Origin of the sequence: Streptomyces tailanensis (assembly GCF_008386495.1) — a bacterium.
Lineage (GTDB): Bacteria > Actinomycetota > Actinomycetes > Streptomycetales > Streptomycetaceae > Streptomyces > Streptomyces tailanensis.
In genome coordinates, this window is the sequence record NZ_VTHJ01000009.1 from 155,905 (window position 1) to 182,417 (window position 26,513).

The following is a 26,513-nucleotide window of genomic DNA, read 5'->3' on the forward strand; positions in this document are numbered from 1 at the left end:
GGGAGGTGGTCAATGCGTTCTGTCGATTGAGATGGCAGCGGCCGCGTCGACTTGTGTGCCTGCTTCCTCGTCGAGCCGGTCCACGAGGAGCATCGCGGCATCGTCCGCAAGGCGCCCCTGGGGGGTGTGGCGGATCAATGCCTGGTGCAGCTGCTCCAGGAACTCCGGCGGGGTGCGGGAGTGCACCGCTTCCATGGCCTGGGGCAGGGCGAAGAAGTCGTTGTCGCGATTGCGGGCTTCGATCACGCCGTCGGTGTGCAGCAGCAGACGGTCGCCGGGTGCGAAGGGGTAGCTCTCCGGCTTGGCGGGAGGACCGGTGAGGAAGTCTTCCAGGCCGAGCGGTGGTAGTGGTGAGGTGGGCATCAGCGCCTGGACCTTGCCCTGGCGCAACAACAGTGGGGGCGGATGGCCGCGGTTGACCACTTGGACGACGAATGTGTCGGGTACCTGAGCCACGACCGCGGTGACGAAGTCCTCCGCCTGGTCTCTCGCCTCGTCCTGGCCGGCCGCACTCGGCACGGCGCACTCCCGCCTGAGCGCAGCCGCGCAGTGATGCATCACCTCCACCAGGTCCTCCTCGTAGTGCACGGCCTCCCGGAACGCGCCCAGCACGGCTGCGGCCAAGCGCACGGCAGGAAGCCCCTTGCCGCGGACATCCCCCACGATCATCCGGACCCCGTACCGTGTTTGCAGCGCCTCGTACAGGTCACCGCCGATCTGCGCTTCCGTCTCAGCCGCGAGGTACATGCTGGCCACCCGCACCGGGCCCAGCCGGGTGGGTACAGGTCGCAGGAGGACTTGCTGGGCTGCCACGGCGACCCGGCGAACCTGGTTGAGCTCGCTCTGCCTGCGCGTACGCACGGCCTTACTCATGGTGACACTGACAATTGACACCACGACGGCGGCCGCAAGGTTGCTGTAGACCTGGCCACCCCAGCTCTGGTGCAGGGTGGCCGTGATCAGGGTGACAGCCACAGCTCCAGTCGCTGTCGCGAGGGTGCCTTTCGGGCCCGTCGTCAGCGAAGCCAATGCCGGCATCGCGGCGAGGACAGGACCGGTATACACAACGTGTGCGGGCGAGAGCTCGATCCCCAGCGCCATCAGTACGATCATGAACGGCACACACTGCGCGAGCCGCATGAGGGCCCGGCTATGACCGCCCGCTGCTGATGGGCCGGATGAGCGGAAGAGCGACCGCATGGGTATAGCCTGCCTCGCTGAGGTCGGGTGTTCCACTCAACGCTCTTGTAGCCCGCCGACTCAGCCGCTGATCCGCCAACCGGAACGGACGGCTGTCAGTGCTCGTCCATAGGATCACGGCATGTCCGATGCCTTCACCGTCCTGTGGACCCATGACACGTGCCGTGCCCTGCGTAAGGCGGGGCGCGTGGGCGAGCGGCCGCCGGTCGCCTTCAGCGGCGTCCATTCCTCCCTGCCCGCCTGGTCGGGTGCCTGCGTTGGGGACGAGGTGTACGCGCTGCACGTCAACCGGGGCGTCGTGTTCGTGGTGAGCCGGATGCGGGTGATCGACATGGAGCGGCGTGAGTGCTGCGGCACCGCCCCGGCGACATGGCGGGAGTCGGCGTTTCCCGGGCACAGCGACTGGTCGATACTCGGTGCCGGCGGCTGTGGTGCCGCGGCGGTGCACGTGGACGCGACGCCCGTACGCTTCGATATGCCGATCCCGGGCGATCTTCTGGCAAGGCTTACCTGGCGTAACCGCCGAGGCCAGACCCGCGGTCTGAAATACCTGGTCGATGGGCGTCTCGAGCGCTCGGTCAGCCTCCAGGGGTTCTACCGTCTGACCTTCGAGTCAGCTGACGAGTTGGCGGAGGCCGTCAGCAACACCGTCCCTTGATGCCGACAGACGAGCGGCCAACCGAATCAGCCGCAACGACCATCCCTCCCGGGAGCACTCACGACCGGCATATACGGGCGGGTTCGACGGGCCGGCGCTGGGACTCACCCCTGCCGATATCCACCAGCGGAAGCGTCCACACGGCCGCCATGGTCGTGTACATGCAGCCAGGCTCCCGTACCGCCACCCCCGCCCACGCCGACCACCCCGCCCGCCAGCGGCTGCGGCCCTCAGGTAGCAACGAGGTCGAGCGGGGCAGCGGGCACGTTGGATATGACTGCACCGCTGGCTGCGATCGAGGGGTGACAGGGCGACGCTCGGTGTGACAGAGGCGTGTTGGCCTCGCTACCGGCTCCGCGCCCGCTCCGTAGACGTCGCCCCGGGCCCAACCGCTCCGGAACAGAGACTGGGCACGAGCCGCGCCGCGCCGGGGCGTCGTGCGGTACGCGGTTCCGGCACTCCCGCCGCGGCCGCCGTGCCTGACCGACTTGCCGCACCTGGCCCACCACACCTTCGATCTGACGATCGCCCGTAAGGCGTGTTGATCACCTACCGCCGCGAGAACGGCGCCGCGGAGACCACCTGGGAGGCCGCCTTCTCGGGCTACCGCGTCCTGCCGAACGGCGTCGTCGACATGGACGCCGACAGCATCACGCTACGGAGCGAGACCGACGAGGACCGTGCTCCACTTCCGCGAGGAGCGGTTTGCCACGCGCCGCGACCGGCACGCCCAGCAGCGGGCGGCGCCGCCATCACACGGATTGCCCGCGCCGCCCTTGTCCTGCTCCAGCTCGAACACCGCCGCACCGCTTGACGCGGTTCGTACGGACCACCTTGATGAACAGCCGCCCCTGGGCACCGACGACCTCGATGACGGCTCGGCGGCCCGGCCGGTAGGCGCGTACCCGGCGCCGTGCCGGACCCGCACCGCAGCCGAGGTCCCGCAACAGCCGGGCGAGCGCGGCCGGATCGCAGGCCGACGGCAGGCCGGGCAGCCAGGGGTCGTACGGGAAGCGCCAGACCGCGACCCGGGTGGAGCCGTTGTCCAGCACGGTCGCGCCGCGCGGGATGCGGCCGGTACGGGCACCGATCCGCTGCGGGCAGGTGCGCCCGTCGGGCCCGCGGACCTCTACCCGGTAGGAGGCAGTGCATCCGTAACCGGGCTGGTGGTCCACGTGATCGACGCACCAGGACGCCAGCCGACCGCCGGACGGTTCCAGTGCCGCCGCCAGCAGGCCGCCGGCGTCCGGACCGGTCAGCAGGCGCAGAGCGGGCTGCTCAGGAGTGATGGACATGGGCACAACGCTGCGCGGTCTCTGTGAATCGACGCCGTGGCTTGGATGAAAAAGTCCTCATGTTCCCGCCTGAGAGCCCCAAGACGGTCAAAGGCGAAGATCACGAAGCGTCACGAGACGTTACCGAGAAGGGGGCAGTGAGTGAACTGGGCCATTCTCATGACCAGGAGGCTGACCCGGAAGAAGCCTGCCCGCGACTGGGCGAAGAGGCCGAGTCCGCCGGCCGAGCCGGCCTACGAGGAAGACTCGGGGCCGTCGTCGCCGAACTGCCGGTGTCGGGTCATCGAGCGGTGAGGACGTGCGCCCACGGCTCATCGATGTCGGCCAGACCCAGCACGGCGACCACGTTGTCGAGCGTTCCGGCGCCGAACCAGCGCCGCACGGCGTCGTCGTCGCCCAGCGTGTCTGCAGGGGATCTTGTTCGTGCTGCACACGGGCATCCAGTGGGAGTGGCTGCCGCAGAGCTCGGCTTCGGCTCCGGGATGACGTGTGGGGGTCGGCTGCGGGACTGGAACGAGTCCGGGGTGTGGGACGGCCTGCACCAGGTGTTGCTGACCGAGCTGCACCGGGCCGGGAAGCTGGACTGGTCGCGGGCGGTGATCGACGGCTCGCACCGGCAGGCGCGTCGGGGCGGCCCAAAACCGGGCCGAGTCCGGTCGACCGCGCCAGACCGGGCTCGAAGCACCACGTGATCACCGACGCGCACGGCACTCCTCTGGCCATCACCCTCAACGGCGGCAACCGGCACGATGTCACCCAGTTGATGCCCCTGCTCGATGCGATACCGCACATCAAGGGTCGCACCGGTCGCTCTCGTCACCGCCCACGGCAGCTGTTCGCCGACCGTGGCTACGACTTCGACAAGTACCGCCGCCTGCTCTGGAAACGTGGGATCAAGCCGGTCATCGCCCGACGCGGCGTGCCGCACGGGTCCGGGCTCGGCACCGTCCGCTGGGTGGTCGAGCGCACGAATGCCTGGATCCATGGCTTCCGCCGCTTGCGCATCCGGTGGGAGATCCGCGACGACATCCACGAGGCATTCCTGAAGCTGGCCTGCTGCGTGATCACCTACCGCCGCGTCCGAGCATTGTGTTAGCTCCTCTTAGCCCGGGGGCGGTTGGACCGTTCTGTTCCCTGTGCCAGAGGGGGAAGTCAGTGCGGGCGCGTCCAGGGATGGCCTCGGATGCCGCGACGCCGAAGCGACACCGGACCCACTGGTGGGATCACTCCACCAGGCAGAGACCGCCGATCCATGGATAAACCTTCCTCTCCCGCCCCTGCGCGGGCGCCCCTACGGTCGAGGCCGCGGGCGCTCACCGGCCCGCCGTAACGAAGGAGCGAGACCCCCATGAAGATGACCGGCAACACGATCCTGATCACCGGCGGCACCTCGGGCATCGGGCTCGGCCTGGCCCTGCGCCTGCACGAGGCCGGCAACAAGGTGGTCGTCGCCGGCCGGCGCAAGGAACTCCTCGACGAGATCACGGCCGAGCACCCGGGCATCGACGCGCTCGTCCTCGATGTCGCGGACCCCGACTCGATTGCCCGGGCCCGTGAGACCGTGGCGGCGAGCCACCCCGGGCTGAACGTCCTGGTCAACAACGCCGGCATCATGCTGCGGGAGAACCTCCTCGACCCGGCCGGACTCCCGGCCGCCGAGGATCACGTCACGGTCAACCTGCTCGGCACGATCCGGATGACGTACGCCTTCCTGCCGCTGCTGGTGGGCAAGGACGACGCGGTCGTCATGAACGTCACCTCGTCGCTGGCGTTCGTCCCGTACCCGAGCACCCCGGCCTACAGCGCGACCAAGGCCGCGCTGCACTCCTTCTCCGAGAGCCTGCGCATTCAACTCGCCGGTGCTGACGTCGGCGTCCAGGTGATCGAGGTGGTCCCGCCGGGCGTGCGCACGACCCTGCTGGGCCAGCAGGACGACGACCACGCCATGCCGTTGGACGACTTCCTCACCGAGACCCTCGACCTGCTGCGCGAGAACCCCGACGCGAAGGAGCTTGTCGTCGAGCGCGCCAGGTTCATCCGCGACGCGGAGACCAACGGCTCCTACGACGATGTCCTCGCCATGATCAGCGGCATCTGACCGACCTGTGATGACCGGCGCGAAACACACGGACGAAGACGACGAAGACACCGTCGGAACAGCACGCGGGCGGGCCCTGTGGGGTCACATCATGGGCGAACGCGAGCTGGACCCGCCTCGGGGAGGTCCTCACCGAAGACGCGGAACGGTAAGGAAGCGTCTTCGGCTTCGCCCCGGTCGTCGGACTGGAGGCGACCAGCTCCGTCCCGAGTGCCGACGGGCACGCGAGCGCCCGTCACACGACGAACATCGTCGTGTCGGACGGGCCGAGCGACGAGGCCCGGGGCCGGTCCAAAGCGTTGGGCGTCGTCGACGGGGGACCGTCGCCGCAGGCCGTCTTCCCTGCCGGCGGCCTGCGGCGCACCGCCGACGGTCGGCGAGTTTCCCAGCGGGTCATGCAGGTCGAGTGACCATCGGGTCGTCTCGCTGCGAGCGCCCTCGGCGTCGGCCGTATGGGCGGCTTCGCGCGGGTGGGAGAGGACTGCTCATCCATGGATCGGCGGTCTCTGGATAGTCGGGCGGGACGCGGCGAGGATGGGGGCATGGACAAGAAGGAACTGGCGGAATTCCTGCGGCGCCGGCGTGAGATGTTGCGCCCCCGCGACGTCGGGCTGGTCGAGGGGCCGCGCAGGCGTACGCAGGGGCTGCGCCGCGAGGAGGTCGCGCAGCTCGCCGGCATGTCCACCGACTACTACGCCCGGCTGGAACAGCAGCGTGCTCCGCAGCCTTCCGTCCAGATCACCACGGCTCTCGCCCGGGCGCTGCGGCTCACCCTGGACGAACGCGACCATCTCTTCGTCCTCATCGGCCACAACGCCCCGGCCCGCTTCCACCGCTCCGAACATGTCAGCCCGACACTGATGCGGGTCCTGGACCGCCTGGACGACTCCCCGGCCCTGGTGCAGACCGACCTGGTCGACACCCTCGCGATGAACCCGTTGGCCGTGGCGCTGCTCGGCGACCAGACCCGCCACACCGGTCTGGCCCGCAGCGGCTTCTACCGCTGGTTCATGGACCCGGCCGAACGTCTGATGGTTCCCGAGGAGAACCGCGAACGCCACGGGCGTGCCCAGGCAGCACGCCTGCGGGCCGCGCTGACAGCCGGCAGCGACACCCCCCGAGCCGCCCGGATCCTCGTCGAACTCCAGGAACACAGCCCCGAGTTCGTCCGCGTGTGGGAACTCCAGGAGGTCGCCCAACGCTACGACGACTGCAAGACCATCCTCCATCCCGAACTCGGCCGCATCGACGTCGACGCCCAGGTCCTGTTCACCGAGAACCGCGCCCAGACCCTGGTGGTGCTGACCACGCGCCCCGGCACGGAGAGCCACAGCAAACTCGAACTGCTCTCCGTCATAGGGCACCAGCAGCTCACCCCCTGACATCCTGGGCCGGGAGACGGGTCAGGGCTCGGCGCAGGAGGGGCCCGAACAGGTTGGAGACCTGTGTCCCGAACACGGTCAGGGGCGCTGGTGATGCATGCGGGTCACGGTCCAGGACGCCGGAAGTCGTAGGGACCGGCGGCGCGGCACCCCGCGCACCCACTTCCGCACGGCTCTTGCTCTGCGCGCTGCGGCCAGACAGGTGGGCCCTGTGCTGTCCGGGCTCCGTGATCGGGCCGCCGGTTTGACCGGATGCCCCCTCCGTTTTACTCTCGAATGCGTACGGAGGTAGCATCCGTTTTGCTGCCGCCGCAGGGTCACGGCAGGCAGGAGGGCGCATGAGCGCCGGTGAACTGCGGGGACGCAAGCCCCGCGCGGACGTCCAGCGCAACCGCGCTGCCCTCCTGGAGACCGCGCAGCGTCACTTCCTGCAGCACGGGGTCGGCACCTCCCTGGAGGCGGTGGCCAAGGAGGCCGGCGTCGGGCCCGGCACCCTGTACCGGCACTTCCCCACCCGGGAGGCGCTGCTGGCGGCTGTGCTGCAGACGCGCTCCGAGGAGCTGGTGGCCCGTCAGGCGGACATCGAGCAGCTCGACGACCCCGCCGAGGCGCTGGAGCAGTGGCTGCGGGCGATGGAGGACTACTTCAGCGCCTTCAGCGGGCTGCCGGACCCGCTCATGGCCGCGGCCAGGGCGCAGGAGCCGGACAACCCGCTCACGATTCCCTGCGACATCCTCATCTCCGCCACCGATGAGTACGTGCGAGCCGCGCAGCTCGGGGGGCGCGTGCGCGTGTCGGTGCGCGGGCACGACCTGTTCCTCGCGGCCTGTTCCGTTGCCTGGATCAAGGGCACCGGTACCGAGGAGGAGCCGCTCGACCGGCTCCGCACGCTCATCGCGAGCGGCTACCGCGAGCGGGACAACATCCAGGTGTAGACGTCAGGCCCCCCGACCCGGCCCCGCAACACCAGGTGGCACCACCACCCAGCCATCACATCGCGCTGCCCTCAGGGGCGGTGCAACCTCCCAAAGGACAAATCATGAAAATTACTGTCATAGGCGCTGGTGCCATCGGCGGGAACCTCGCTGCCAAGCTCAGCACGGCCGGTCACGACGTCCAGGTGGCCGACGCCCGCGGCCCCGAGGCCGTCCGGGCGGAAGTGCTGGAGTCCGGGGCCCGCGCGGCGGACCCGTCGTGTACTCCTCCGTCGCCGCGTCCGTGCCCGCGCTCGCCGTCGGGCAGAGCGACTACGCCATGGCCAACGCCTACCTGGACACGGTCGCCGAGGCGCGCCCGTACGGGCTGCCGCTGGTCAGCGTGGCGTGGCCGAGCTGGCAGGACACCGGCATGGGCCCGACGCGCAGCGCCGCGTACCAGTCGTCCGGCCTCGCGACGCTCTCGGATGAGCAGGGACTGCGCCTGCTCGACCGGGCGTTGGCGAGCGGCGCGCGGGTGGTCGTGCCCGCCGTGGTGCGGCCGTACGCGGACTGGCGTCCGGAGCGGTTGACCGACCGCCGACTGGCCCCGGAGCCTGCCACCTCCGGGCCTGCCACCTCCAGGCCCGCCACCGCTGAGCCCGCCGTCATGGTGGCCCACGAGGCCTCGCCTACCGCGGCCCCCGGAGCGCTCAAGGAGGCGGCCGACGCGGCGGCCTCCTGGCTCCTGGACCGGCTCGCGCTGGAGCTGCGGTTCGACCGGGCGAGGCTCGCCGGGAACGTACCGGTGCACGACTACGGCATCGACTCGATCCTGGTCACCCAGCTCGTCCAGACCGTCGGCAAGCAGCTCGACGTGGCCCTGGACCCGTCCGCGATCCTCGAGCACCCGACCGCCGACGAGTTCGCGGCCTACCTCACCGAGGAGCACCCGGACGGCCTGCTCGCCGCCTTCGGCACGGCCCCCTCCGACGCCCCGGCACCCGCGGCACCGCAGGCCCCCGAGGCCTCGGCCACCCGAGCCGTCGTCGTCGAAGCGGCGGTACCGGCGGCCGCACAACCGGCGTCCACCGGAGGAGACATCGCGGTGGTCGGCCTGTCCTGCAGGTTCCCCGACGCCCCGTCCGGCGACGCCTACTGGGAGCTGCTGCGGCAGGGCCGTTCGGCGCTGCGTCCCGTACCGCAGGAGCGCTTCGGTAAGCCGGTGGGTCACCACGCAGGGCTGCTGCCCGACGTACTCCGCTTCGACCCGGACGCGTTCCTGCTGTCGGAAGGCGACGTCGCCGCCATGGATCCGCAGGCGCTGCTGCTCCTCGAAGAGGTGAACAGCGCCGTGCACCACGCCGGTTACCGCCCCGCGGAGCTGAAGGGCCACCGGGTCGGTGTGTACGTCGGCGGTCGTGCGGCGCACATGCCGGACGAGGAGCGGCTTGCGCAGGCGCAGAACCCCGTGGTGATCACCGGCCAGAACTATCTGTCCGCGAACATCTCGCAGTTCTTCGACTTCCGCGGCCCGAGCCTCGTGATCGACACCGCCTGCTCCTCGGCCCTGGTGGCGATGGACATGGCCGCGCGGGCGCTGCGCACGGGCGACATCGAGTCGGCCGTCGTCGCGGGAGTGAGCCTGCTCGCCGACGACAAGCCGTACGACCTGTTCGGCCGGCGCGGACTGCTCAACCCGGGCGAAGAGTTCCACCTGTTCGACCGCAGGGCGGCCGGTCTGATCCTCGGCGAGGGCGTCGGCGTCGTCGTCCTCAAGCCGCTGGAGCGGGCGCAGGCCGACGGGGACCGGGTGCTCGCGGTCCTCAAGGGCATCGCGATCAACAACGACGGCAGGACCGCGGGCCCGGCGACCCCCAACCTCCAGGCGCAGAAGGAGGTGATGGTCACGGCGCTCGCGCAGAGCGGCGTCGGTACCGAGGACGTCGGCTGGGTGGAGGCCAACGGCTCCGGCACGACCGTCACCGACCTGCTCGAACTCAAGGCGGTGCAGGCCGTCTACCGGACCGGGTCCACACGTCCTGTGGCGCTCGGCTCGGTCAAGCCGAACATCGGCCACCCGCTGACGGCCGAGGGGATCGCGGCGTTCATCAAGGTGGTGCTGATGTCGCACCACCAGGAGCAGGTGCCGTTCCGCTCCGGGCAGGAGCCGCTCGACCACTTCGACGTGGCCGCGTCGCCGCTGTACTTCCCCCGGGCGTCCCGCCCCTGGCCCGAGGACGCGGGCGTCGCCGCGCTCAACTGCTTCGCCGACGGCGGGACCAACGCGCACCTGCTGCTCGCGCCGGCGCCCGGGGCCCCGCGGCCGACCAGGCGACCGCTGCCGGAGCCCGAACTGAACCGGAGGACCGTCATCAGAGGCACCGTCGAGCCCGCGGCCCCGGCCGGCGGCCTGTTCTGGGAGAGCTACCGATGAGCGCGGAGCCACGGCTGCCCGTGGTGTTCATGTTCTCCGGGCAGGGCTCCCAGTACTACGGCATGGGCAAGGAACTCTTCGACAGCAACGAGGTGTTCCGCACCTCTCTGCTGCGCCTGGACGCCGTGGTCCGCGAGCACCTGGGCGAGTCGGTCGTCGACCGCGTCTTCGACCCCGCCAAGCCCAGGAACCACCCCCTCGACGACACCCGGATCACCCATCCCGCGATCGTCATGATCGAGCTAGCCCTCGCCGAGACCCTGCGCGCGGAGGGCATCGAGCCCGCCTACGTGCTCGGCTCCAGCCTCGGCGAGTACGCGGCGGCCGTCGTCGCGGGCAGCCTGTCCGCGGACGACTGCCTGCGCGTGCTTGTCCGGCAGGCCGGCATCATGGCCGGCAGCCCCCGCGGCGGCATGCTCGCCGTGCTGGCCGGGCCCGAGGTCATGGACACCGTGACCGAGCTGGGCACCTGCGAGGTCGCGGCCCGCAACTACCCGGGCAACTTCGTGGTCGCGGCCGGGGAGGCCGAACTGGCTGCGGCCGAGGCGGAGTTGCGCGCGGCCGACGTGCTGCACCTGCGGCTGCCCGTCGAGTACGCCTTCCACTCCCGGCTCCTCGATCCGGTCGTCGGGGCGTGCCGCAGCAGCTTCGAGGGCGTGGCGCTCGCACGGCCGCGCATCCCCTGGGTCTCCTGCGCCAGCGGCGGACTCGTGGAGGATGTCACCGCGGAGCACTTCTGGCACGCCGCGCGGCGGACGATCGACTTCGAGCGCGCCATGGCTGGACTGCGGGCCCGGAGGGACTTCCTGTACCTGGACCTCGGCCCGTCGGGCAGCCTGTACAACTTCGTCCGCGCCCTGCTCCCCGCGGGTTCGGGCGCCCGATCCCTGCCGCTGCTCAGCCAGTTCGCCAAGGACACCGACCTGTTGGCCGAGGTCCGGACACACGCTGCCTCGACGACACCACGGAAGGCGCACGGAATGAAGGTCTACGGATTCCCGGGCCAGGGATCTCAACGCCGGGGCATGGGAAGGGAACTGTTCGCGCGGTTCCCCGCCGAGACGGCGATCGCCGACGAGGTGCTCGGCTACTCGATCGAGGAGCTCTGCGTCAGCGACCCGCAACGACGGTTCGGCCGCACCGAGTTCACCCAGCCCGCCCTCTACGTCGTCGGCGCGCTGTCCTATCTGGACCGGCTCGCCGAGGACCCGGTGCCGCCGGACCACGTGATCGGGCACAGCCTCGGCGAGTACGTGGCGCTGTTCGCCGCAGGTGTCTTCGACTTCGCGACCGGACTGCGCCTGGTGCGGCGGCGCGGTGAGCTCATGGCCGCCGCGGGAGGCGGGGCGATGGCCGCGGTCGTCGGCGTCGACGAGGCGACCGTCACGCGCGTACTCACCGAATCGGACCTCGGCGAGCTGGACCTGGGCCAACTACAACGCCATGGACCAGTTCGTGGTCTCCGGCCCCGGCGAGCTGATCGACACGGCCTGCGCAGCCTTCGAGTCCGCAGGTGCCCGCACGGTCCGGCTGCATGTCAGCGCCCCACTGCACTCGCGGTACATGCGCCCGGCGGCGGAGGAGTTCGGCCGGTTCCTCGACGGGGTCACCCTGCACCCGCCGAAGATCCCCGTACTCGCCAACGTCGACGCGCAGCCGTACACGGCCGACACGGTCAGGGAGCGGCTGACGTCGCAGATCGCCTCGTCGGTCCGGTGGACCGACACGGTGCGCACCTTGATGGCGTACGGAGACTTCGAGTTCACGGAGCTGGGACCGGGCAGGGTCCTGACGAAGCTGGTGACGCGCATCAGGGAGGTTGCGGAACCGCTCCTCCCGCCCGCCGACCGGCCGGCCGCCCAGGCGCGGGCCGTGGCCGGGACGCGGACCGACGAGGACGAGCCGGCGGGGATCGACGCCGAATCGCTCGGCGCCCGCAGCTTCCGCGAACGGTACGGGCTGCGGCGCTCCTACGTCGTGGGGTCGATGTACGGCGGGGTGTCAGGGCGGGAGCTGGTGCGCGCGGCGTCGAAGACGGGTCTGCTCGGCTTCCTCGGCATCGGCGGGCTCCAAAGCGACGAGGTGGACCGGCAGTTGCACGGCCTGGCCGAGGACCTCGGCCCGCACTGCCACGGGGTGAATCTGCTCTACCCGCACCGGGCGCCGGAACAGGAGGCTCCGCTCGTCGACGCGCTGCTGCGCCACGGTGTCGGCCTGGTCGAGGCGTCCGGCTACCCCTTCGTCACCGAGGAGTTGGTGCGCTTCCGGCTCAAGGGCGGCCGGATCCTCGCGAAGGTGTCCAGGACCGACCTGGCCGCGGCCTTCCTCGCGCCACCGCCGCGGCAGCACGTCGCGATGCTGCTCGCCAGGGGATCGGTGACGGAACCAGGAGGCCGCCGCCGCGGCCGTGCGCCCCATGGCGGACGACCTGTGCGTCGAGGCGGACGGCGGCTGGCTGACCGGCACGGCGGGCCCGCTCTCCCTGCTCCCCGCGGTGCTGCGGCTCCGGGACGATGCGGCGCTGCCGGGACACTGGGTGCACGTGGGATGCGCGGGCGGCATCGGCACCCCGGAGGCGGCCGCCGCGGCGTTCCTGATGGGCGCCGACTTCGTGCTGACCGGCTCGGTCAACCAGTGCTCCGTGGAGGCGGCCACCAGCGCCGCCGTCAAGGACCTTCTGCAGGAGGCCCAGGAGTACGACGTGGACACCGCGCCCCGGAGCGAGCTGTTCGAACATGGGGTACAGGCGCGCTACTTGAAGCGCGGTCAGTTCTTCCCGGCCCGGGCGTCCAGGCTGCACGACCTGTGGCGCTGACACGCGTCCGTCGCCGAACTCGACGCCCCCACCAGGAAGCAGGTCTTCGACCGCTACCTGGGCGGAGAACACCAGGGGGCGACGGTGGCGGACCCCGACCCCAAGGCGGAGCTGGCCGATGTGTTCCGCGCCTACTTCCGGCGCGGCTTCCGCCTCGCGGTGACGGGAGACCGGCAGTCCACCGTGGACTACCTGGTGCACTGCGGACCGGCGATGGGTGCCTTCAACCAGTCGGTCGCCGGGACCAGTCTGCAGCCGTGGCGGGCCCGCACCGTCGAGGCGGTCGCCGACCACCTCATGGACGGCGCCGCCGCCCACGTCACGGCCCGGATGCGGGCCCTGCGACCGGCACAAAAGATCTAGAGAGACGGAGGAAGGAAACCTACGATCAGCAACCCTCCCGGCGGGGCACCACCGGTTTCACTGCGACGAAGGGGACCACCTCCCCGCGCGCTAAACCTCTCGACCAGCACAACTCCCCTTTCACCGGTACACAAATGCTGACGCCTGCGCGCTCGGCAGAGGAGTTCACCATGAGCACGGTGCCGCACAGCGAGCCCCTGATCTTCAACCCGTTCACGCCGGAATTCATGGCCGACCCATACCCGCACTACGCGGAGCTGCGCCGCGAGGTCCCGGTGCACGAACATCCCGGCGGCTTCTGGATGTTGTCCCGCTACGCGGACGTGGACGCGCTGCTGCGCTCCGGGCTCTCCGTCGAGCAGCGCCACGTCGCCCCCGGCCCGTTCCGCGACGCGTACACGAACGCGGGCGTCACGGACGAGCCGCGCCTGAAGGGCCTCGCCCTGCTCGACCGGGACGCACCGGACCACACCCGGCTGCGCAAGCTGGTCTCCAAGGCGTTCACGCCGCGCGCCATCTACGGCATGGAGCCGCAGATCCAAGCCCTCGTCGACGAGGCGCTCGACGGCATCGCCGCGGCCGGCGGCGGCGACCTGGTCGAATCCCTCGCGTTCCCACTGCCGTTCACCGTCATAGCGCGGATGCTCGGGATGCCGCCGACCGACACCAAGCGCATGCGGTACCTCACCGGCCTGCTGATGCGCTCCGTCGAACCGACCACGGACCCCGAGGTGATGAGTGCCGTCGAGGCCGCCGACGCGGAGCTGTTCGACCTGGTCGGCGAGGCCGTCGCGTGGAAGCGGGACAACCCCGGCGACGACCTGCTCAGCCAGCTCATCGCGGTCGAGGACGATGGCGACGTCCTCAGCCACGACGAGCTCGTGGCCCAGGTCACCATGCTCTACGTCGCGGGCCACGAGACGACCGTGAACCTCATCTCCGGCGGCACGCTCGCCCTGCTGCGCAACCCCGACCAGCTGGAACTGCTGCGCGCCAAGCCGGAGATCATCGAGAACGCCGTCGAGGAGATGATGCGGTACGACGCCCCGGTGCACAACAGCCGCCGGATCAACCTGGAGCCGTACCACGTCGGCGGGTTCGAGATCCCCCCCGGGCTCGTTCATCCTCGCCAACCTGGCCGGCGCCAACCGTGACGAGGAGTTCTTCGGCCCCGACGCCGAGGAGCTGCGCCTGGACCGCGAAAACGCCCGCAAGCAGTTCTCCCGCGGCGGCGGCATCCACCACTGCCTGGGCGCGGCGCTGGCCCGTATCGAGGGCCGGGTGGCGATCGGCGGCCTTGTGCGGCGCTTCCGCGACCTGGCCCTGAACGGCGAGGTCGAGTGGAACGGCCTGCTCAGCCTGCGCGGTGCGGCCCGGCTGCCGGTCAGCGTGTGAGCGACGAGACGACGGCCGCGTACCGAAAGGATCAGTGAAGATGACCAGCGTTGCCCCCGGCACCGCATGCCAGGTGAAGGACCTCCCGGTGGCCGAACGGCGCGACGACGCCTGGCGGATGCTGGGCGACCGGGGAGAGGTCGCGCCCATGGCGGACGGCCTCGCGGTGACCGGCCTCGCCGGCGTCAAGGAGATGCTCAGGGAACCGAACCGGTTCTCCGCCAAGATGGTGTTCGACGGTGTGGAGAGCGGCTACCCCCTCATCCCGCTGGGCTATGACCCGCCCGAGCAGACCCGCTACCGCCGCACCCTGCAGCCGTTCTTCAGCCCCCGCCGCATCCGGCCGCTTCTCCGGCTGGGCACTCGCCTGGGGCGAAGGACGCTCGAGTCCTGCTCGCCCGGTTCCAGGAGATGGACGGCCGGCTCGAAGAAACGATCCAGACCTGCAAGGGCGCGCTGGGCCGTGGCGCGGCATGGGTCCGACGTCAGCGCCGGCGCGCGCCAGACGCCACGCCACGACAGCATGTACGGCAGCACTCCTTCGGGGACCACCTGGTAGGTCACCTGGCGCATCCTGACGCCGCCCTCGTACCCCTCCACGATCTCCCTGACCCGATCCGCGACAACCGGCCACCGTACCCGCGACTTCACCCGGACGCGCACCCGCGACCTCACCCGTACGACCCACTGCGCGCGGCGGAGTTCCGAGGCTGCTGGAAGAGTGATCGGTGACAGGATCCTCTATGGACTTCTGTGGATAGGTGGCAGTCGATGCTTACCGAAATGTCCCGCTACCCCATGCGCCCCGGCCTTCTGGTGGAGTTCCGGGCCGGGCCGGACACCCCGCGAGAGCCTTCGCACGACAGCCGGCCCGCTTCCTATCTCCAGGAAGCGCACATCCGTGCCGCCGACGCGCTGCGGCGATCCGGCCACTGGTCGCCCTCCTGGCTGGCCATCGCCTTCGAACTGCCGGGCGGAACCGGGATCGAGGAGCTGCGCTCGGTCTTCGCGGCCTGGACCGACCGCCATGAGGCCCTGCGCAGCCGGTTCCGGCTCATCGACGGAAAGCTGAGACGCTTCACCTTTGGGCGCGGGGATCTGACGATCAGTCCGAGGGTGGTGGGCCGGTTCACCTCGGGCCGGGCCGTCGGTGAGTATCTGGAGGCGGCGTTCGACCGGGCCACGGATCCGCTGGCCGGCCGCCCGCCCTACCTCTGTGCGGCGGTCCTCCGGGAGGACGTGACGACCGTGGTCACCGCCTTCGATCACAGCCTCACGGACGGCTACTCGACGCTCCAGATCCCCTACGAAATCCACGAGTTCCACGCCGCGGCGCGGACCGGACGCCGTCCTGGCCTCGCCCCGGTGGGCAGCCACGTCGACTACAGCGCGGCCGAGCGCCTCGCGGCGGCCGCCGTCGACGCAGACCATCCGGCCGTGGGTGTGTGGCGGCGGTTCCTGGACGCCGGTGGCGGCACGCTCCCGGTGTTCCCGCTGGACCGCGGGGTGCGGCCGGGCCGGCTGCCCTCGGCCGCCGTGCGGCTGGAAACCGTACTGGACACGGCCGGCGCCGATCTGTTCGAGGCGGCCTGCGAGAAGGCCGACGGCCGTTTCCACCACGGTCTGATGGCCGCCTGCGCCATCGCGGCCTTCGAGACCGCGGGCGTACGTGAGTTTCGTACCACCGTGCCGATGCACACCCGTTTCGAGCCGCAGTGGGTGTCGTCCCTGGGGTGGTACGTCAACATGCTGCCGGTGCGCATAAAGGTGAGTGGCGGCGACAGCTTCGCCGACGTGTTCTCCCGCGCCGCCGAGTCGATGCGGGCCATGCGGCCGGCGCTGGGTGTGCCCAGCGGGCGGGCCTGCGAGCTGGCCGGGGCCTCTTCGGCGCCGCGGTTCATCGTGTCGTACATGGACATGCGCGCGGTCCCGGGCAGGGAGCACTGGGCGGAGTGGAACGTGCGGGCCCTGGGCAGGTCCGTTCGCGGTGATCACTTGGTCGTCTGGTTCCACCACCGGGCCGACGACGGGGTCTCCGTCACGGCCGTCCATCCGGACACCCCGCTCGCCGGGATCAACGTGGGCGCGTTCCTGGACCGCGTACGGCAGGTGATGAACATGGTCGCGGTCACCGGCGACTACGGCCTGCGGCGGCCCGGGCCGAGGGACCCCGCGCTGGTGGTGCCCCATGGCTGAGCCGCTCCTCCTGTCCGCCGTGGAGGGCATCCACGCGAGCCACACCGCGGTCCCGCAGACCTTCGCCATGGTGGGGGTGCTCGCGGGCGAGGCCCCCGCGATCGGTGCGCTGCGGGAACGCGCCGTCGAGCGCTGGGGCGCGGTGGAGCGGCTGCGGTGGGTGCTGCCGTCCGTTCACGAAGCCTCGGCTCGCCGCGACTTCGGGTGGGGACGGCAGCGGTGGCGGGTGCTCGACCGCTTCGACCCGGTGCGGCACGTCGTGACGTCGGACGACAGCTCCTCCCTCGCGGATCTGGCCGGACCGCTGGTGGGGCTGCCGCTCCCGCGTGACCTTCCGCCATGGCGGCTGCGGGTCATCCGCCTCATGGGTACGCGGCAGTTCGCTCTGGCGCTGGTCGTGCATCACGCGCTGATGGACGGAGCCTCCGCCCGGAACCTGTTCAACCGATTGCTCGACGGCCCCTCCTCCGGCCGAGAGGACCGGCGACCCGTACGGAGCCCCGGTCCCGTGCCGCCGTCGGCGCCGCCCGACGCCTGGGGCGGCCCGCGCACGGCGCTCGAACTGCTGAACCCGAGTAAGCGACTGCCGGTGCACCGATCCCGCGCGCGGGGGGAGGCGGTGTGGATCCCCGTGGACCCCGGCGCGCTCGGCGCGGCCCAACAGGTGCTGCCCGGATCGGTGGTGACGCGCACCGAGGTGCTGCTGAGCGCGGCGGCCGGAGCACTGCGGACGGTGTACGGGCCTCCCGAGCGATGGCCGGGCAGACGGGGGGCGCCGGTGTACGCGGGAGTGCCGGTAGACCTGCGCTCCGACCCCGGCGAACTCGGCAATGTCCTGTCGGGCCTGCGGGTGCCGCTGCCCGTCGGCAGAACCAGCCCCCGCGCGCGGCTCGCGGACTGCCGGGGGCTGGTGGCGGCCCTGCGCGCGGATCACGCACCGGCCGGATCCCGTCTGCTCGACGTGGCGCTGCGCGCGGGCACCCCGGCGCTGCGCGCGCTGGGGGCACTGATGCCGATCCTCGCGCCGGTGGGGTGCACGGCGATGGGTTGGAAGGGTGGTCCCTGGTTCCTGGACGGCAGACCGCTGGTGCGGATGGTCGGTGTGCCGACGCTGTCCGTTCCGGGCACCCTGTACTTCATGCTGGTCGACTACGCCGGCACTCCCAGTCTGTGCGTCGTCGCGAACGCCCTGCCGGGGCAACCGACGCTCCTGGCAACGGCGTTCGCACGGGAACTGGACGCGCTCACGGCACGCGAGACGCTCGCCCGCCCCCGGTGACAACTGTGACCGGAGTGTCCGCAGAGGTTGTGGTCCGCTTGTCGCGAGCCCGGATCAACAGGCGGGGGTCTGGCCTCCGTGCCGTGCGAGTATTTCGAGCGCTGCGCGGACGTCCAACCGTGCGCAGAGGGAGGGGAATCGCATGGCGAAGGACAGACCTTGGAACCGGGCCGAGTACACCGAGTTCTCCGCACCGGAGGACTTCGACATCGCGGAAGCCGGTGACGAAGAAGTGCGCGTCTACTGTCTACAGCGCTCTCGTGCCTTCCTGGCCAGGGCCGAGACCACCAAGGCGGTGATAAGCAGCGACCGCCGGCTGGAGATCGCCGCCCAGAACGCCATGATCACGCACGCCTTCCGTCCCGGTCCCACATCGGACTGACGGTGACGACACGCCGCTCGGTAAGGGCCAACAAGACCATCGCCCACGACAGTTGCGGCTTTTACGCCCGTGGGTGGAGGCGGTGCCACACGCTGTGGCGGCGCGTGGCCAGCAGTACAAGAGCGCGGCATCTGTCTTGTGAATGAAGCAGCGCCTGTCCAACCGGAGCTGCTGCCTTACCGGCTGGTGCGCAAGCATCACCGGTCCACACTCACCACATGGGCTCCAGGGGGGCCGCGATGCCGTGGGAAGACGGGAAGATCCGATACGTGGGAAAGGGGACGGTCGCGCTCGCCGACGGGCGCGAGGTTCCGGTCGTCGCCGCTCTGGTGCTCAAGCTCGATCCTGAGACCGTGCCGAGCTTTACCCACGACCGTCACACCACGGGAACCTCCACACGGACGCCGACGACGACCTCTGGGACGCCGCCCCCGGCCTGCTGACCCTCCCCGACGGCCGGGTGGCACGTTCATGGCCACAAGCGGGCCGCCCGACCTCGTCGGCGTCTCCGGTATCGGCCCGCCCCGTTCGGTCTGACGCGCAGTGGCAGGCACCCGAACTCGCCCTCGCCGACGCTCCTCCCCTGGAGGAGACGGACGACACGCAGCGGGCCGCCGATAAACGAGAGCGGGCCCTGCGGCGGGGCATGACGGCCGAAGAGCTTCAGGCCCGCTACCGCGTCCGGTGGATTCCCGAGTGACGACAGGCCGGTTTTCAGCGAGGCGTGCAAGACGCTGGTGCCTTTGTGTGCTGACATGGCTCGGAGGCACTGCCGTCTGGCTATGTCGATGAGTGGTGCCGGTCTCACCAACTTCGCCCTTCCCCTGCACCGGTACCTCGGCGCTGTGACCGTAGGCCTCACCCTGCACTGGAGCTCCGTTCTGGGTTCTGGCACAGATCTTGGGGAGCGGTCGCAGAGCGTCACCTCAGTGTCCCGGCTCAACGAAGTTCGAGTGACCGTAGCGCCGGGTTCCCATCACGCCAAGCTGGTGTTCACTGCTTCCGCTCTCCAGGCGTGAACGGGCCGGTTGCGGGGGCTACGCATTTGTCGATGACGGTGTTCTCGCCGGCCGCCGAGCCCTCCAAGCAGAGCCGGCCGCCCTTGTCACGCAGGTCGAGGAAGAAGCGCGTGGTCGCACCGGATTGCTTGAGGTCGTGTATGTGCTCGTCGATGTAGCCGAGGTCGTTCAGAATCGTCCGGACCTTGGTGGGGGTTGGATCCACGAGATCCCAGAGCGCCTGGGCAATGCGCTCTTCATGGAGGGCGCTCGCGCACCAGTCGCGAGCGTTCAACTCCACCTCCGGACCCGTCGTGGGGGCGATGGGCTCCACGTCCGACGGTATCTCCACCGACCCGGGTGGCAGGGTCTGCGCCGGACCGGTCGGCGGCGCCTCTGGCGGGGCACTCGGGGGACACGACCGCGCAACCTTGTCCAGCATCGCCGTGAATGCCGCGCTGGGTCGGACCTCGCCAGTGTCAGCAGGCTTGCTTTGCGGTCCGTTGGCGCTTGTCTTCTCGGTGCCACAGGCGGCGAGCGCCAGAGCGGCAATAGCTGCTATCGCGAGCGTCAGCCGCGGGCGGCGCGGGGAGCCGGCAACCGTGCTGGTGCGGGCAGAGGTTCGTCTCATGCGCCAAGTCTCCGATCAAGCCGCCCGCTGCACGTGAGTACGCGTACTCACGTGCAGCGGGGTACTCGCAGTGAGGGCCTGGGTGCGTGCGAGACCGCGTACGCCTCCCGTCGTACAGTCAGAAGTGGCGCTCCGTCAGGTCCAGGGCAATCTCTGTCACGCTTGGCTGCGGCCGATGACGGTGCTGGTCATGCAAGCCGACGCATCGTTCTGGGACTCTCTCGTGTTCGACGGGATCGACGACGTGGACGCCGAGGCGGTGTCCGCCGCTGTCGGCACGGTCGACGTGATGGCGAGAGGCCGGGGAGCCGGTGCGGCATGTCCGGACTGCGGCCGCTTCTCGGCCCGGGTACACGGCTCCTGCCAGCGCAGGCTGAAAGATCTGCCGCTCGGTGGGCAGAGCGTCGTGATCCGGCTGACAGTGCGGCGCTTCATTTGCGGCCCGTGCACAGCAGCACAAGGTCAGCATCGAGCCGACCACCCCGCTCTTCAGGACCAGCCGGTGACATCCCCGGTGGATCTGACGCTGGTGGACGAGCACCCGGCGCGGGCATGACGCGATGTACGACGCGCTGAATCACGGGCTCCTCGTCCTGGCCGTCGACGTCACACCCACTGGCTCCGCCCCGACGCGCCGTGCAGCGCAGAGCGGTTGTTGCCGGACGCCGGTCCGCCACGCACAGCGCTCTTCAGAGTTTTCCGTTGGTGTCAGTCCTGTCCGGGCGGGACCGCGTCGTGGTGGCCTGTGGTCACACCGGCCCAAACGCCTGAACTAATGCCATCAAAGTGTCTTTTGACGGGTAATTCTGGCCACACTCTTGACCCCGTGAGGATCCGCGGCTTACCGTTCCGGCGTTTATGACGGAATGAAACGATTCAAGAAATCTGGGGCGACACATGCAGAAGCACTTTCCGCAGCGTAGCGGGATATCCCGGCGTGCCGTGCTGGCCGCCTCCCTGGCCGCCGGCGCGGCCACGGTGTTCACCGCGGCCGGGGCGACGGCCGCCGGCGCCGTCCCCCTGACCGGCAGTGGGGACCTGTCCGGGGACTGGTTCGCCACTTCCCCGCGCTCCGTGCGGCCCAAGTTCCGCTGGTGGTGGCCGGACGGCTTGGTCGACCCGGCGGAGATCGCCCGGGAGATCGACCAGATCGCCGACGCGGGCTTCGGCGGTGCGGAGATCGCCGCCGTCCACCACAGCATCAAGGACAAGTCCGTCCTCGACACCGCGCACCACGGCTGGGGCAGCACCCCCTGGCGCGACGGCGTAGAGGCCGCCCTGCGTCAGGCCGCCCGCCGCGGCCTGACCATCGACCTCACCCTCGGCCCCAGCTGGCCCGTCGCCGTCCCCGGTGTCACCCCCGACGACGAGGCGGCCGCCCAGGAACTCGCCTACGGTCGCGTCTCCGTGGCTGCCGGCGCCACCTACCGGGGTCCGGTTCCAGAGCCCGTGCGTGAGGCCGCCTCCGGGACAACCCGGCGCATCCTGCTCGCAGTCCAGGCCGCCCGTGTCGCCCCCGCCAACGCCACCCGCAAGGAGACCGGCCTCGACCTCGCCAGTGTCCAGGACCTCACCACCACCGTCCGTGACGGTGCCCTGACCTGGACCGCCCCCGCGGAGGGCGACTGGGTGCTGATCTCCTACTGGCAGCGCGGCACCGCCCAGCAGCCCGAGTCCGGCCCGCACTCCTCTCCGGCCGCCTACGTCGTCGACCACTTCAGTTCCGCCGGCACCTCCGCCGTCACCGGCTTCTGGGAACGCACCGTCCTGACCGGCACTGCGCGCCGGCTGCTCAAGGCCGCGGGCGGCGCCTTCTTCGAGGACTCCATCGAGCTGGAGACCGACTCCCTCGTGTGGACCTCCGCCCTGCCCAAGGCATTCGAACAGCGCACCGGCCGCCCCCTCCTGCCGTACCTGCCCGCCCTCGTCCTGAACAAGAGCAACCAGGTCTTCGCCTTCGAGGCGCAGATCACCCGGCAGATCCGGCACGACTTCTGGGAGACCGTCTCCCACCTGTTCAACACCCACCACATCACCGCACTGCGGGACTGGGCGCACTCACTGGGCATGGAGCTGCGCTCGCAGCCGTACGGCCTGCAGACCGACGCCATCGCCTCCGCCGCGATCCTCGACATCCCCGAGGGTGAGTCGCTCGGCTTCAAGAACCTGGACGACTACCGCTCCCTGGCCGGCGGCCGGGACATGGCCGGGCACACAGTGCTGTCCTGCGAATCGGGTGCCTACAACGGTTCCGCCTACAGCACGACGTGGGACCGGTTCCTGCGCACCATGGGCGGCGCCTACGCGGCCGGCGTCAACCAGACCGTCGTGCACGGTTTCTCGTACGCCACCGCCCCCGGGGTGAGCTGGCCCGGTTTCGCCGCCTTCAGCCCGTACAACGGCGCGGCGGGATACGGCGAGTCGTGGGGGCCCAGACAGCCCACCTGGCGCCATGTCGAGGACATCGCCGGATATCTCGGCCGCGTGCACCAGGTCCTGCAGACCGGCACCCCGCGTGCCGACATCGCCGTGTTCCGGCAGACCGGCTACGTCGCCACCGGCATCGGTGCCTCCTGGTTCACCGCCACCGGCGTACCGCTCGGCTGGACCCACCAGTTCCTCAGCGGACCGCTCCTCGACCTGCCCAGTGCCCGAGTCTCCGGCGGACGCCTCGCCCCGGACGGCCCCGCCTACAAGGCCCTGTTCGTCGAGGGCGACTTCTTCTACGGCTCCACCCCGACCCTCGCCCTCGCCGACGCCCGCAAGCTGCTGAAGCTGGCGGAGGCAGGCCTGCCCATGGTCCTTCTCGGTGCCTTCGACCAGGCGCTCACCCCGGGCGTGCCCGGCCAGGGCGAGACGGACCGGCTGCGTGACGTCCTGGCCGGACTCCTCGCCCTGCCGAACGTCAGGGCCATCACCGACAAGGCCGCCGTCGGCGACGCCCTCGCCGCCCTCGGTGTCACCCCCGACGCCCGTTACGCCACCGCCTCCACGCTCCTCAACCTCCACCGGGTCAGCGGCGACACCGACTTCTACTACCTGTGCAACGGCAAGCACGCCGAGACCGTCAAGCCGCCCGTCGCGACCATCGACCACGATGTCACCCTGCGCCGCACCCGACGCGATGCCACCGTCCCCTACCTGCTCGATCCGTGGACGGGAGAGGCGACCCGCATCGGCCGCTACACCGAGGACGACGACGGCGTCACCGTGCGCGTCACCCTCCGACCCGGCCAGGCCACGGTCGTCGCGCTGGGCCGGCCCGGGCTCTTCGGGGACCGCAACGGCAACCGCCCGCACGCCGTGGACAGCGACGCCGACCGAGTGCTGTTCACAGACCGGGGACTGGCCTTGCGTGCCTCGGCCCCGGGCACGTACACCACCCGGCTTTCCCCGGGCCGTACGGTGACCACCACCGTGCCCTCGGTGCCCGACCCCGTCACACCCGACCGCTGGCAGCTCGACGTCGAGGACTGGCACCCCGGTGCCGATCCGACCGGCACCGACGTCGTACGCCGTACGCTCACCCTCGACACCCTGTTGCCCTGGTCGCAGATCCCGGAACTGGCCGACTCCGCCGGCATCGGCCGCTACCGCACCACGGTGAGCCTGCCCGCCGACTGGACCTCCGCCCACGGCGCCTATCTCGAGCTGGGCGTGGTCAGCGACACCTTCCGGGTCACGGTCAACGGCACCCGTCTCGCCCCCGCCGACCGGCTTCATCCGGTCGTAGACCTGGGCGGACACCTGCGGCGCGGCAACAACCTGATCGAGGTGGAGGTGGCGACCCCGCTCATCAACCGCCTCCGGGGCACCCAGCCGGCAGTCTTCGGCGCCGTCGCCCGTCAGGCGTACGGGCTCACGGGCCCGGTCCGACTGGTGCCGTACGTCCAGGCGAGGGTGGGCTGACGGCTCTCGCACCGTATGCGGGCGCGTCAGCCGGGACCAGGACGCTCTTGAGCTGGTTGATGGCCTGAGTCCTGGGCTTGATCGCGTACCTCTTCGCCGGCTTGAGCGGTCGCATCATCTCGACCGGCCCGTCGCTCGCCTTCGCAGTTGCGGTCCCGCGCCAGACAGCACGGCGCGGGCCGCCGCCTCGGCATGGATGCCGTCGGTGTTGCCGCGGCGTCAACGTGCTGCTCTATCGGGCTGGTTGACCTCGGTCACCACGATGTCCTCAGCGCGAAGGCGGCGGGCCGGCGCGGCGCTGTAGGAGCCGGTGCTGTCGGTTGATTACCAGCGCATCCTGCAGGCACTCGTGGACCGGCACCGGCTCCATCAAGGGCCGCTGACCTGCCAGGAGATGGCCGTATTGTTCGGCCTGGACGTGGTGCCGGCGAAGGTGGAGGCACTGGGTCGAAGGCGAAACGCCTGGTCGCGCGCGGCTGGCTGGCCGAGCAGCAGCCGGGCCGGTTCACGCTCGCTGCAGGCGTGAGCGGGCCAGGCGGCGGGTCATGAGCAGGGTCATCGGCCAGTAGATCATCGCTTCGGCGCTGGTGGTGCGGCGCTCGAAGTCGCGCACCAGGCGACGGGTGCGCATCAGGTGGGCGAAGAACCGCTCGACGATCCACCGCTTGGGCAGCACCACGAAGCCGCGCATGTCGTCGCTGCGTTTGACGATCGCCAACACCAGCGCGAGCGCGGTGAGGCAGTACTCGATGAGGCTGCCGGTGTAGCCGCCGTCGGCCCAGACGAGGGCAAGCAGGTGGTGCGCGTCGGCGACTTGCTGCAGCAGGACCTGGGCGGCGGTGCGGTCGCCGGTGTCCGCGGCGGTGACCATCACCGCCAGTAGCAGGCCGAGTGTGTCGACTACGACGTGCCGCTTGCGTCCGTTGATCAGTTTGCCGTCGTCGAAGCCGCGGCTGTCCGATCCGACGACGGCGTCCGCCTTGACGGACTGCGAGTCGATCACCCCGGCCGACGGCTCGGCATCCCGCCCAAGCGTCGTGCGGACCTGCGCGCGCAGCCGGTCGTGGAACTCCTTGACCAGCGCATGGTCGCGCCAGCGGCGGAAGAACGCGTACACCCGGTCCCACGGCGGGAAGTCCACCGGCATGGCCCGCCACTTGATGCCGTTGCCCACCAGATAACGGATCGCGTCCAACATCGCCCGGTGGCAGTACGCCTCCGGCTGTCCGCCCCGGCCGCGGCCTCCACGTCACCCACCGCCTGCACCGGCTCCTCGAGCACTGTCCGGAACTCAAGCACGCCCACGACCTGGTCCGCCGATTCGCCGCCATGCTCGACAACCGTGACACCGCACCCCTGCCGTCCTGGCTCGACGAACTCTCCCACAGCGGACTGCCACCCCTTGCCGGCATCGCCACAGCCCTGCGCGAAGACCAGCACGCCGTCGCCCAGGGGATCTCCACCACCCACAACCCCGGCGTCAACGAAGGCCGCATCACCGACGTCAAACTCCAAAAACGCCTGATGGCAGGACGCGCCGGCATTCCGCTCCTGCGCCACCGCGTTGTCCTGATCGCCCACCTCCGTCGCCGTTACGCGGACCAGCCGACCACGACACCCAAATGATCTCCACCTACGAAATTCTTGCCAGAGCCAGAGAAGTCCGTACGCCGACACCTCGGCGAAGGTGGTGTCGCGGACGTGGTGCAGGGCCTCGATCTTCCAGTGGTCCCGGATCAGCTTCGCGAGCTGGGCCGGGGTGGCCTGCTCGGCGGTCAGGCTGGTGACCGCATAGACGGTGGCGACGGTGATCTTGCCGGTCTTGCGGTCGGTGCGGCGGCGCTTGATCTGGACCGCCTGGCAGGCACCGGGGAAGAGCAGGTTACTGACGGTGGCGACCTTGATCCGGCGGATCTCGGAGCGGCCGTGGCTGTTGCTCCGGGTGCGGCCCTGGAGCGGAATTTCCTTCCAGGGCAAGGACTTGAGCTGCTTGCGCAGCTTCTTCTGGTTGCCCTTGACGATCGCGATGTAGTGGGCCCGGCGGCCCAGGAGGTATCCGGCATGCTCGCGCTGGGTGTGGAGCGCGTCGCTGGTGACCACGGTTCCGGCCAGGTCGGCGGCAGTGTCCAACAGCGGCTGGAAGCAGGTGGTCTCGCCGGTCTTCTCGCCCACGTCGAGCTGGGCAAGGACCAAGCCGGACGTGTGCTCCAGGGCGGCGAGCAGGTGGACCTTGCGGCCGCGGGCTTTGGCCGCGCCGCGCAGGCTCTTGCCGTCCACTGACAGCCCGCGCAATCCGGAGCTCTCGGGGCGGCGGTCGGCGAGCCAGCTGCCCACGGCCCGGTCCAGCGCGTCGCCGTCGATGGGGGCCAGCAGCCGGCGGACCGTCGCCTCCGCCGGCACCAGCCGCCGCGGCAGTACCGGATCAGGCTGCACGCCGAGCCGTTCCAGCACCTGCGGTGGTGCGTCCACGATCCACTCGCCGACCGCGAGCAATGAGCGGTGTGCATCGTAAAGCCGCAGGTCACGGGTCTGGTGTGAATGGCGAGTTGGATACTCGTGCC

24 protein-coding genes and 5 pseudogenes are annotated in these 26,513 nt (G+C 70.4%); 22 read left to right on the top strand and 7 right to left on the bottom strand.

The features are described 5' to 3' along the window. Positions 1-9: 9 nt before the first annotated feature. Positions 10-1,140, bottom strand: coding sequence for a PP2C family protein-serine/threonine phosphatase (locus tag F3T56_RS10220; protein ID WP_246203532.1), 1,131 nt, complete (start codon positions 1,138-1,140; stop codon positions 10-12). 181 nt (positions 1,141-1,321) lie between these two features. Here F3T56_RS10220 and F3T56_RS10225 point away from each other — a divergent pair, with 181 nt between their 5' ends. Beyond that, positions 1,322-1,858 (top strand): hypothetical protein, encoded by a 537-nt coding sequence (locus F3T56_RS10225; protein WP_149824548.1) that lies wholly within the window; start codon positions 1,322-1,324, stop codon positions 1,856-1,858. Between the two features lie 752 nt (positions 1,859-2,610). Here the strand turns inward: F3T56_RS10225 and F3T56_RS10235 are convergent. Then, on the bottom strand, positions 2,611-3,153 hold the full coding sequence (locus F3T56_RS10235; protein ID WP_149824550.1) for a hypothetical protein: 543 nt from the start codon (positions 3,151-3,153) through the stop codon (positions 2,611-2,613). Between the two features lie 330 nt (positions 3,154-3,483). Between F3T56_RS10235 and F3T56_RS10245 the strand changes: the two are divergent. From F3T56_RS10245 to F3T56_RS47625, 8 genes and pseudogenes are all read left to right on the top strand, one after another. Then, positions 3,484-4,249: pseudogene (locus tag F3T56_RS10245) on the top strand (IS5 family transposase); the annotation flags it as partial. A 252-nt stretch (positions 4,250-4,501) separates the two neighbouring features. Continuing rightward, positions 4,502-5,251 carry an SDR family oxidoreductase gene (locus F3T56_RS10250; protein ID WP_149824551.1) on the top strand — a complete coding sequence of 250 codons (750 nt, stop codon included), beginning with the start codon at positions 4,502-4,504 and terminating at the stop codon, positions 5,249-5,251. 254 nt (positions 5,252-5,505) lie between these two features. Further along, positions 5,506-5,661 (top strand): hypothetical protein, encoded by a 156-nt coding sequence (locus tag F3T56_RS47615; protein ID WP_246203533.1) that lies wholly within the window; start codon positions 5,506-5,508, stop codon positions 5,659-5,661. Between the two features lie 132 nt (positions 5,662-5,793). Continuing rightward, positions 5,794-6,633 (top strand): helix-turn-helix transcriptional regulator, encoded by an 840-nt coding sequence (locus tag F3T56_RS10260; RefSeq protein ID WP_149824552.1) that lies wholly within the window; start codon positions 5,794-5,796, stop codon positions 6,631-6,633. Between the two features lie 338 nt (positions 6,634-6,971). Further along, a complete protein-coding gene (locus F3T56_RS10265; RefSeq protein WP_149824553.1) occupies positions 6,972-7,568 on the top strand; it encodes a TetR/AcrR family transcriptional regulator in 597 nt (198 codons plus the stop codon). Between the two features lie 104 nt (positions 7,569-7,672). Then, positions 7,673-7,801, top strand: a pseudogene (locus F3T56_RS47620) (2-dehydropantoate 2-reductase N-terminal domain-containing protein); the annotation flags it as partial. Between the two features lie 26 nt (positions 7,802-7,827). Continuing rightward, on the top strand, positions 7,828-9,984 hold the full coding sequence (locus F3T56_RS10275; RefSeq protein ID WP_246203534.1) for a beta-ketoacyl synthase N-terminal-like domain-containing protein: 2,157 nt from the start codon (positions 7,828-7,830) through the stop codon (positions 9,982-9,984). 62 nt (positions 9,985-10,046) lie between these two features. Continuing rightward, positions 10,047-11,291, top strand: a pseudogene (locus tag F3T56_RS47625) (acyltransferase domain-containing protein); the annotation flags it as partial. 126 nt (positions 11,292-11,417) lie between these two features. On the opposite strand, the gene F3T56_RS47630 reads toward F3T56_RS47625, so the two are convergent. Together F3T56_RS47630 and F3T56_RS47635 are read right to left on the bottom strand one after the other, a co-directional pair. Further along, complete coding sequence (locus F3T56_RS47630) at positions 11,418-11,750, bottom strand: hypothetical protein (RefSeq protein ID WP_246203548.1); 333 nt, start codon at positions 11,748-11,750, stop codon at positions 11,418-11,420. 235 nt (positions 11,751-11,985) lie between these two features. After that, a complete protein-coding gene (locus F3T56_RS47635) occupies positions 11,986-12,333 on the bottom strand; it encodes a hypothetical protein (RefSeq protein ID WP_246203549.1) in 348 nt (115 codons plus the stop codon). 67 nt (positions 12,334-12,400) lie between these two features. Here F3T56_RS47635 and F3T56_RS47640 point away from each other — a divergent pair, with 67 nt between their 5' ends. The 10 genes from F3T56_RS47640 (at position 12,401) to F3T56_RS46085 (ending at position 19,114) form a co-directional block, all read left to right on the top strand. After that, positions 12,401-12,799, top strand: coding sequence for a beta/alpha barrel domain-containing protein (locus F3T56_RS47640; protein WP_246203535.1), 399 nt, complete (start codon positions 12,401-12,403; stop codon positions 12,797-12,799). An 84-nt stretch (positions 12,800-12,883) separates the two neighbouring features. Next, the gene (locus F3T56_RS47645; RefSeq protein ID WP_246203536.1) at positions 12,884-13,162 is read left to right on the top strand and encodes a hypothetical protein; all 279 of its coding nucleotides are present in this window, start codon (positions 12,884-12,886) and stop codon (positions 13,160-13,162) included. Between the two features lie 170 nt (positions 13,163-13,332). After that, complete coding sequence (locus tag F3T56_RS10285) at positions 13,333-14,316, top strand: cytochrome P450 (protein ID WP_246203537.1); 984 nt, start codon at positions 13,333-13,335, stop codon at positions 14,314-14,316. 127 nt (positions 14,317-14,443) lie between these two features. Further along, positions 14,444-14,557, top strand: coding sequence for a cytochrome P450 (locus F3T56_RS47650; protein WP_246203538.1), 114 nt, complete (start codon positions 14,444-14,446; stop codon positions 14,555-14,557). A gap of 40 nt (positions 14,558-14,597) precedes the next feature. After that, a complete protein-coding gene (locus F3T56_RS47655; protein WP_246203539.1) occupies positions 14,598-15,116 on the top strand; it encodes a cytochrome P450 in 519 nt (172 codons plus the stop codon). Between the two features lie 224 nt (positions 15,117-15,340). Next, positions 15,341-16,753: a condensation domain-containing protein gene (locus F3T56_RS10295; RefSeq protein ID WP_216372948.1), complete on the top strand. Its 1,413-nt coding sequence runs from the start codon at positions 15,341-15,343 to the stop codon at positions 16,751-16,753. Further along, positions 16,746-18,032 carry a wax ester/triacylglycerol synthase domain-containing protein gene (locus F3T56_RS10300; RefSeq protein ID WP_149824555.1) on the top strand — a complete coding sequence of 429 codons (1,287 nt, stop codon included), beginning with the start codon at positions 16,746-16,748 and terminating at the stop codon, positions 18,030-18,032. The genes F3T56_RS10295 and F3T56_RS10300 overlap by 8 nt, the downstream gene beginning before the upstream one ends. 142 nt (positions 18,033-18,174) lie before the next feature. Further along, positions 18,175-18,414 (top strand): hypothetical protein, encoded by a 240-nt coding sequence (locus F3T56_RS10305; protein ID WP_149824556.1) that lies wholly within the window; start codon positions 18,175-18,177, stop codon positions 18,412-18,414. A gap of 218 nt (positions 18,415-18,632) precedes the next feature. Further along, complete coding sequence (locus tag F3T56_RS10310) at positions 18,633-18,857, top strand: hypothetical protein (protein WP_149824557.1); 225 nt, start codon at positions 18,633-18,635, stop codon at positions 18,855-18,857. Positions 18,858-18,874: 17 nt separating this feature from the next. Then, positions 18,875-19,114 (top strand): hypothetical protein, encoded by a 240-nt coding sequence (locus F3T56_RS46085; RefSeq protein WP_172638878.1) that lies wholly within the window; start codon positions 18,875-18,877, stop codon positions 19,112-19,114. 293 nt (positions 19,115-19,407) lie between these two features. Here F3T56_RS46085 and F3T56_RS10315 read toward each other — a convergent pair whose 3' ends face one another. Next, positions 19,408-19,746: a hypothetical protein gene (locus tag F3T56_RS10315; RefSeq protein ID WP_246203540.1), complete on the bottom strand. Its 339-nt coding sequence runs from the start codon at positions 19,744-19,746 to the stop codon at positions 19,408-19,410. A gap of 472 nt (positions 19,747-20,218) precedes the next feature. Here F3T56_RS10315 and F3T56_RS10320 point away from each other — a divergent pair, with 472 nt between their 5' ends. The 3 genes and pseudogenes from F3T56_RS10320 to F3T56_RS47660 form a co-directional block, all read left to right on the top strand. Beyond that, positions 20,219-20,599, top strand: coding sequence for a transposase family protein (locus tag F3T56_RS10320; protein WP_246203541.1), 381 nt, complete (start codon positions 20,219-20,221; stop codon positions 20,597-20,599). 341 nt (positions 20,600-20,940) lie between these two features. Then, entirely contained in the window at positions 20,941-23,952 is a 3,012-nt protein-coding gene (locus F3T56_RS10325; RefSeq protein ID WP_149824558.1) for a glycosyl hydrolase, read from the top strand. A 310-nt stretch (positions 23,953-24,262) separates the two neighbouring features. Beyond that, a pseudogene (locus F3T56_RS47660) lies at positions 24,263-24,501 on the top strand (hypothetical protein); the annotation flags it as partial. On the opposite strand, the gene F3T56_RS10340 reads toward F3T56_RS47660, so the two are convergent. Further along, positions 24,458-25,150 carry an IS5 family transposase gene (locus F3T56_RS10340; protein ID WP_246203542.1) on the bottom strand — a complete coding sequence of 231 codons (693 nt, stop codon included), beginning with the start codon at positions 25,148-25,150 and terminating at the stop codon, positions 24,458-24,460. The pseudogene F3T56_RS47660 and the gene F3T56_RS10340 overlap by 44 nt on opposite strands. A gap of 491 nt (positions 25,151-25,641) precedes the next feature. Then, positions 25,642-26,421, bottom strand: a pseudogene (locus F3T56_RS10350) (ISAs1 family transposase); the annotation flags it as partial. Between the last annotated feature and the right edge of the window lie 92 nt (positions 26,422-26,513).